General features: G+C 64.0%; 2 protein-coding genes. Both read left to right on the plus strand.

The genetic code is table 11. The annotated features are described in order from the left end of the window. Window positions 1-17: 17 nt before the first annotated feature. Window positions 18-4,631 carry a HAMP domain-containing protein gene (locus AC30QB_RS09485; RefSeq protein WP_489545966.1) on the plus strand — a complete coding sequence of 1,538 codons (4,614 nt, stop codon included), beginning with the start codon at window positions 18-20 and terminating at the stop codon, window positions 4,629-4,631. Next, the coding region (locus tag AC30QB_RS09490) for a hybrid sensor histidine kinase/response regulator (RefSeq protein WP_489545967.1) at window positions 4,628-6,270 on the plus strand (1,643 nt) is incomplete at its 3' end. The genes AC30QB_RS09485 and AC30QB_RS09490, both read left to right, overlap by 4 nt.

Raw genomic sequence — 6,270 nt, forward strand, 5'->3', positions numbered from 1 at the left:
CGAACCTCACGGCCCAGGTGCGGAACATCGCGGAAGTGACGACGGCCGTGGCGGCCGGCGACCTGTCCAAGAAGATCACGGTGGACGTGAAGGGCGAAATTCTCGAGCTCAAGAACACCATCAACACCATGGTCGACCAGTTGCGGTCCTTCGCCTCGGAAGTGACGCGGGTGGCGCGCGAAGTGGGCACCGAGGGCAAGCTGGGCGGCCAGGCCGATGTGCAGGGCGTGGCAGGTACCTGGAAGGACTTGACCGACTCGGTGAACTTCATGGCCGGCAACCTGACCTCCCAGGTGCGAAACATTGCCGACGTGACGATCGCGGTGGCCAACGGCGACCTGTCCAAGAAGATCACGGGGGACGTGAAGGGCGAAATTCTCGAACTGAAGAACACCATCAATACGATGGTGGACCAGCTCTCCTCGTTCGCATCCGAAGTGACGCGGGTGGCGCGAGAAGTGGGTACCGAAGGCAAACTGGGCGGCCAGGCCAACGTGCAGGGTGTGGCCGGCACGTGGAAGGATTTGACCGACTCGGTCAACTCGATGGGTTCCAACCTGACGTCGCAGGTGCGGAACATTGCCGACGTGACCAAGGCCGTGGCGGCGGGTGACCTGTCCAAGAAGATCACGGTCGACGGCAAGGGCGAAATTCTCGAACTCAAGAGCACCATCAACACGCTGGTCGACCAACTGAGAAGCTTTGCCGCTGAAGTGACCCGTGTGGCGCGTGAAGTGGGTACCGAAGGCAAGCTGGGCGGCCAGGCCGACGTGCAAGGCGTTGCAGGTACGTGGAAAGACTTGACCGAGTCGGTCAACTTCATGGCCGGCAATCTGACGTCTCAGGTGCGCAACATCGCCGACGTGACCAAGGCGGTGGCGGCAGGCGACTTGTCCAAGAAGATCACGGTCGACGTGAAGGGCGAAATCTCGGAGCTGAAGAACACCGTCAACACCATGGTCGACCAGCTGCGCAGCTTCGCAGCCGAAGTGACACGCGTGGCGCTGGAAGTGGGCACCGAGGGCATTCTGGGTGGCCAGGCCGACGTGCAAGGTGTTGCAGGCACCTGGAAGGACTTGACCGACTCGGTGAACCTGATGGCCTCGAACCTCACGAGCCAGGTGCGCAACATTGCCGACGTGACCAAGGCGGTGGCGGCGGGCGACTTGAGCAAGAAAATCACGGTCGACGTGAAGGGCGAGATTCTCGAACTCAAGGCCACCATCAACACCATGGTCGACCAGCTCTCGTCTTTCGCGGCCGAAGTGACGCGCGTGGCGCGTGAGGTAGGCACCGAAGGGCGTTTGGGCGGGCAAGCGCAGGTGCGCGATGTGTCGGGCACCTGGAAAGACCTGACCGAAAACGTGAACTTCATGGCCGGCAACCTGACCGGCCAGGTGCGCGGCATCGCCAAGGTGGTGACCGCCGTGGCCAACGGCGATCTGAAGCAAAAGCTGACCGTGGAAGCCAAGGGAGAAATTGCCGCCCTGGCCGAGACCATCAACGGCATGACGGACACGCTCGCCACCTTTGCCGATCAGGTGACCAGCGTGGCGCGCGAGGTGGGTGTGGAAGGCAAGCTCGGCGGCCAGGCCAAGGTGCCGGGCGCCTCAGGCACCTGGAAGGGCTTGACCGAAAACGTGAACCAGCTGGCGGCCAACTTGACGACCCAGGTGCGCGCCATTGCCGAGGTGGCCACCGCCGTGACGCAAGGCGACCTGACGCGCTCCATCACGGTGAAAGCGCAAGGCGAAGTGGCGGCCTTGAAGGACACCATCAACGAGATGATCCGCAACCTGAAAGACACCACGCAGAAGAACACCGAGCAAGACTGGCTGAAGACCAACCTCGCCAAGTTCAGCCGCATGCTGCAGGGCCAGAAAGACCTGTTGACTGTGGGCCAGCTGATCTTGTCGGAGCTGGCGCCGGTGGTGGGTGCGCAGCAAGCCGAGTTTTATGTGCTGAGCAACGCGGCCGGTGCACCCAAGCTCAAGCTCTTCGGCAGCTACGCCTCGGGCGGCCAGGCCTCGCACGGCAAAGAGGTGGAGCTGGGCCAGGGCCTGGTGGGCCAGTGTGCGATCGAGAAGCAAAAGATTTTGTTGACCAACGTGCCGACCAGTGCCTTCCGCGTGGCGACCGGCCTCAGTGAAGGCGCAGCGCTCGACATTTTGGTGCTGCCCATCGTGTTCGAAGACGAGGTGCGTGGCGTGCTGGAGCTGGCCTCATTGGAACGCTTCAACCCGGCGCACCAGGCCTTTCTGGATCAGTTGACCGAATCGATCGGCATCGTGATCAACACCATCAGCGCCAACATGCGCACCGAAGACTTGTTGACGCAGTCGCAGTCGCTGGCCGAAGAGTTGCAAAGCCGCCAGCAAGAGCTGCAGCAGACCAACGAAGAGCTGCAAGAGAAGGCCCGCCTGCTCGTCCACCAGAACCAGGAGGTCGAGCGCAAGAACCAGGAAGTGGAGCAAGCCCGCCAGGCGCTGGAAGAAAAGGCCGAGCAGCTTGCCCTCACCTCCAAGTACAAGTCGGAATTCCTCGCCAACATGTCGCACGAGCTGCGCACGCCGCTCAACAGCCTGTTGATCCTGTCAGACCAGCTCTGCAAGAACAGCGAAGGCAACCTTACGCCCAGGCAGGTTGAGTTTGCCAAGACCATTCACTTGTCGGGCAACGACCTGCTGATGCTGATCAACGACATTCTCGATTTGTCGAAGATCGAGTCGGGCACGGTGGCTGTTGATGTGAGCGAGCTGCGGCTCGAAGACCTGCAGCGTTCGGTGGACCGCAGCTTTCGCCACGTGGCCGAGTCCAAGCATGTGGATTTCGAGATCACCACCAAACCGCCGCTGCCCAAGACCGTCGTCACCGACGTCAAGCGCCTGCAGCAGATCATCAAGAACCTCCTGTCCAACGCCTTCAAGTTCACCCATCAGGGCTCGGTGTGCCTGTCGGTCGAACAGGCCAGCGGCGGCTGGTCGCGCGACAACGAAGACCTCAACCGCGCCACTCAGGTGCTGGCGTTTTCGGTGTCCGATACCGGCATCGGCATCTCGCTCGACAAGCAGCAGATCATTTTCGAGGCGTTTCAGCAGGCCGACGGCTCCACCTCGCGCAAATACGGCGGCACCGGCCTGGGCCTGGCGATCAGCCGCGAGTTGGCCCGCCTGTTGGGTGGCGAGATTCGATTGGTGAGCACGCCAACGCAGGGCAGTACTTTCACGCTGTATCTGCCGCAGAGCTACACGGCGCGTGTCGGCCGCCACGGCCGCCCAGTGCCAACGGCGCTGGCCGAAGTGTTGCCCCATGTCGAGCGCTTGCGCGGGCCAGTTGGTGATGACCATGCCTTGCCAAGCGACCGTGTGGTGATAGGCCCTCAGATGGTGGGTGCGGGTATGGATGACTCGGATGACTTGCCTTCGACCAACGTGGCAAACGATGACCGTAGCGATATCTTGCTCGGCGACAAGGTGCTGTTGATTGTCGAGAACGACCTCGCTTTTGCGCGTGTCTTGCTGCAGGCCGCCCGTCACGTGGGCTTCAAGGGCCTGGTGAGTACCAGCGGAGCGGGTGCACTCACCTTGACGCGCGATTTCCAGCCTGCGGTGATCACGCTCGACATTTTCCTGCCCGACATGGAAGGCTGGCGCATTCTTGAGCGGCTGAAATCTGACCTGGCCACCCGCCACATTCCGATCTGCGTCGTGTCGACCGACGACTCGCGCGAGCGCGCGCTGCGCTCAGGGGCGTTGGGTTTCCTGACCAAGCCCCTGCAGTCGCAAGACGAAGTGGAAGAAGCGCTGGCGCATCTTTACGAGTTTGCCGATCGGCCCAAGAAGCGCCTGCTGGTGATGATGCAGCCCGCGAGCGCGCGCGACAGCTTCCTCGACTCGCTCGACGCCGACACCGACATCGTGATCGCCGATTCGGCCGCATCCGCGCGGGTGCAACTGGGCACCGGCGGCATCGACTGCCTGATCACCGATGGCAGCATGCCCGGCTTCGGCCCTGAAGACGTGATCGAGTCGCTAGAGCGGCGCCCGCTCGCGCGCCAGATGCCCATCGTGCTCGCGAGCGACGACGACGATGTGACCACCGCCTGGGGGCGCGGCCACAGTGCCTTCGCCCTGCGGCGCGCCGACACCCTGGAGCGCATGCTGGATGCGACAGCTTTCTTCCTGCACCGCGGCGAGGCCAACATGTCTGAGCAGGAGCGCCGCTCGGCGCAGGCCCTCTACGACACCGACCGCGCGCTGGAAGGTAAGAAGGTGCTCATCGTCGACGACGACATGCGCAACATCTTTGCGCTGGCCGCCGTGCTTGACGCGCACGGCATGGTGATCGTGTCGGCCGAAAACGGCCATGACGCCATCCGCCACGTCGAGACCGACCCGGCCATCGACATCGTGCTGATGGACATCATGATGCCGGAGATGGACGGCATGGAGACCATGCGCCGCATGCGCCAGCTGCCACGCGGCAAAGAGCTGCCGCTGATCGCGGTGACGGCCAAGGCGATGAAGGGCGACCGTGAGAAGTGCATCGATGCCGGTGCGTGGGACTACCTCTCCAAGCCCGTCGACACCGATTACCTGCTGGTGGTGCTGCGTGGGTGGCTCAGCAAATGAATCGACCCGCGCGTGCCGATGATCCGGCGGTGATCCTGGGGGAAGCTGACGCCAAGGTGAGCATCCTCATCGTCGATGACCTGCCCGAGAAGCTGCTGGTGTTTGGCACGGTGCTCGAAGAGCTCAACCAAGAGCTGGTGTTCGTGCGCTCTGGCCGCGAGGCGCTGCGCGAGATCTTGCAGCGCGAGTTTGCGGTGATCTTGCTTGACGTCAACATGCCCGACATCGACGGCTTCGAGACGGCGTCCATGATCCGACAGTACAAGCGCGCGGTCGACACGCCCATCATCTTCATCACCTCGTACGCCGACGAGATCCAGACCGAGCGCGGCTACGCCTTGGGCGCGGTCGATTACATCCTCTCGCCCGTGGTGCCGCACATCTTGCGCAGCAAGGTGCGGGTGTTCGTGCGCCTCTTTGCGCTGCAGCGGCAGATCAAGCGCCAGGCCGATGCGCGCGCCTCCATCGCCGCCGCCGAAGCAGCCCGCAGTGCCGCCGAAGACAGCGACCGCCGCTCGGCCTTCCTGGCCAGCGCCAGCCAGGTGCTCAACAGCTCCTTGCAGGTGGACGTGGGCATGCGCGAGCTGGCCCGGCTGGTGGTGCCGCAGCTGGCATCTGTGGCGGTGGTCGTGGGCATCGACGATGACGGCCTGCAGTCGCAGGGCCTGGTCTGCAACGGGGGGGCGATGAGCGAGAGGCCGCTCTGCGAGTTGGGCGACAACGTGAGCAGCGCCCTGCGCCGCGCAGTGGAAGACCGGCGCCGTGTGTACCTCGACGTGGCCGAGCTTGCTGGCCTGGGCTCGCCCGCGCTCGGCCTGACGCCGGCCGCAGGCGCAAGGCCCTGGCTCGAAGCCACGGCTTTGCCTCTGTTCAACGGCGACCGCCTGCTCGGTTCCCTGTTCGTTGCCACCGACACGGCCGAGCACCCGATCGACTGGCGAGTGCTCGACGACCTGGCCGCCCGCGCAGCGGCCGCGCTCGAAAACGCCATGCTCTACGGCAGCCTGCAAAGCGAGATCGTCGAGCGCCGCGCAGCCGAGATGCAGCTGCAGGAAACCAGCCGCCGCAAGGACGAGTTTCTTGCCATGCTGTCGCACGAGTTGCGCAACCCGCTGGCGCCCATACGCACGGCGCTGGAGATCATTCGCCGCGTGGCTGCGCCCGACCCCAAGCTCGAGCGGGCCGCCGACATCATGGTGCGGCAGGTGCGGCAGATGACGCGCCTCATTGATGAGCTGCTCGACGTGGCGCGCATCAGCCAGGGCAAGATCGTGCTGGCGCGCGAGAAGGTCGATCTCAATGCCGTCATCAGCCAGAGCGTGGAAACGGCGCAACCGCTGATCGACTCGCGTGGCCAGACCCTGCGGGTGCTGCCCCTGGTTGAGTCGATGTGGATGCAAGGCGACTTCGCGCGCCTGGCGCAGATCGTGTCCAACCTTTTAAACAATGCCTCGAAGTACAGCGAGAAGGGGACGTTGATCGAGCTCACCGCGACCCCGGAACCGCAGGGCGCCGCCATACACGTGCGCGACCACGGCATCGGCATCGAAGAGCAGCTCCTGCCGCACATCTTCGACCTCTTCACCCAGGGCTCGCGCGGGCTCGACCGCGCGCAGGGCGGGCTGGGCGTGGGTCTGAC

This window comes from Rhizobacter sp. (assembly GCF_046595475.1).
In the GTDB taxonomy this organism is placed as follows: Bacteria; Pseudomonadota; Gammaproteobacteria; order Burkholderiales; family Burkholderiaceae_C; genus Rhizobacter.